Consider the following 1769-nt stretch of genomic DNA (forward strand, 5'->3'; position numbering starts at 1 on the left):
CGCGGGAATACCCGCGGCAGTCCTGCACTTATTCAATGCAGACCCAGCATAAAGAATGAATGGCTTCCTTATGCTTCGGCGCTGATGCCTTTTGCATATGATCATCGGCCCCATCAGCCTCACACATGCGACTCATCATCCGCGCAACCTCTACCTCACTAAGAGTTAAGAGTGAGGATTTATCACATATTCTGAAAAGAGGTTACCAGAGAAATTTTGATCTGTCAAAGGGAAGTGATGGAAAAAACGGACAGCCGCGCCAAAAGGCCGCCTTTTTTGGCAGCCTTCTGAAGAATGGAAGACGGGCTCTCTCCATCTGTCATTTATCGGTTATTTTTCTTTTTGTTGACCGCCTCTTGCAGCGGGTCTCCTTTCAGCGCTTGTCCTGCGTCTTCAAGCGCCCCCCGAACGGCGTTTTGGTCCTCTTCCTTATTTCCTCTATCTTTATTGAAGAAAATACCCAAATGAATGACCTCTTTAAAAATGTGGTACAATTTTAATTTGGCTTATCAAATTTAAATTATGCAGAACCTTGGAATGTGTTTTTTATCTGAAAACGCCATATTTTAGATGTAAACGCGCCGATTGTTTAGGAAAATGTTTTTTTCAGCTGACAAGTTGTTACCATCTGTCTTGAAGGCCGTCAGAACTCTTGATATAGTTTTCATTAGGAAATTGTTATAGGTCTTAAAGGAGAAGCGATATGACAGGAAAAACACACATCATGGGAGGGGTCGCTTCTTGTACGGCTGCTGCTTATTTTTACGGATATGATCCGGTGTTCATGACAGCCTCGGGCGTTATCGGAGCATTGATTCCGGATATATGCCATACAAAAAGCAAGATAGGCAGAAGGCTTCCGATTTTATCAGCAGTGGTCAGTTCTGTCTTCGGGCACAGGACGTTTACACACAGCCTGCTCTTTTTGCTCATCACGGCATTCGCGACACATTTATATTTTGCAGATCAGAGCATACTTGTCGGATTGATGGCCGGAATGGCAAGCCATCTGCTCCTCGATGCCGGGACTGTAAACGGCATCAAACTTTTCTTTCCGTCCGCCATTAAGGTTCGTCTGCCCCTTTACATTAAAACCGGCGGGAAGGCGGAACAAGTCGTTCTTGCTGTGCTCACCGTTGTTTCGTGCTATTTTATTGCGAACTTGATCGCCTGACGAAAGGGACGGTTTGACCGATTGCTATATGATGCTTTTTTTAGTCATTTTATCTTGGTGTTCTTTACCTGCGGGGATTATATGTGAGGAGCTATTTATATGAAAGAACAATTTTTTAAAAAGCAGTGGTTTTTATGCCTATCCATATTTTTCATATGGATGAAGACGTACTTCATCTACAAGCTGGGCTTTAATTTACAAATCGACAACGCACTTCAGGAACTGATCCTGTTTATCAACCCGCTTAGCTTTCTCATCCCTGTACTCGGCATCAGCCTCTTTTTTCGCGAAAAATCGCAGCGCATCTATTTAATCGGGGCTAATGTCGTCCTGACGGGCATCTTGATTGCAAACAGCATTTTTTATGGTTTCTACATCGATTTCATCACCATTCCCGTCCTGTTCCAGGCAAAAAACCTCGGGGGGCTTGGAAGCAGTTTTCAGGAGCTGTTTAATCCGGTTTTCATCGCGCTTTTCCTGGACCTGGCTCTCATGGTCTGGCTGGCAAAAACGCGCGAAAGAACCGGCAAAAAGCTTTCCGCTAAAGCCGTTAAGATCTACTATGCGGCAGCCGCCGGAACGGTGCTGTTTAATC

Annotated in this window: 2 protein-coding genes, 1 pseudogene and 1 riboswitch; of the genes and pseudogenes, 2 read left to right on the plus strand and 1 reads right to left on the minus strand. The window is 44.7% G+C overall.

Annotation, left to right across the window (positions count from 1 at the left end):
* Positions 1-161, minus strand: a riboswitch (Lysine riboswitch). This riboswitch is flagged as partial in the annotation.
* A 162-nt stretch (positions 162-323) separates the two neighbouring features.
* Entirely contained in the window at positions 324-464 is a 141-nt protein-coding gene (sspJ, locus tag ACWHAR_RS20535) for a small acid-soluble spore protein SspJ (protein ID WP_452087668.1), read from the minus strand.
* Positions 465-703: 239 nt separating this feature from the next.
* On the opposite strand from sspJ, the gene ACWHAR_RS20540 reads away from it, so the two are divergent.
* Complete coding sequence (locus ACWHAR_RS20540) at positions 704-1174, plus strand: metal-dependent hydrolase (protein ID WP_016885750.1); 471 nt, start codon at positions 704-706, stop codon at positions 1172-1174.
* Positions 1175-1273: 99 nt separating this feature from the next.
* A pseudogene (locus ACWHAR_RS20545) lies at positions 1274-1769 on the plus strand (hypothetical protein); the annotation flags it as partial.

The sequence above is a fragment of the Bacillus sp. LR--39 genome (assembly GCF_053613335.1).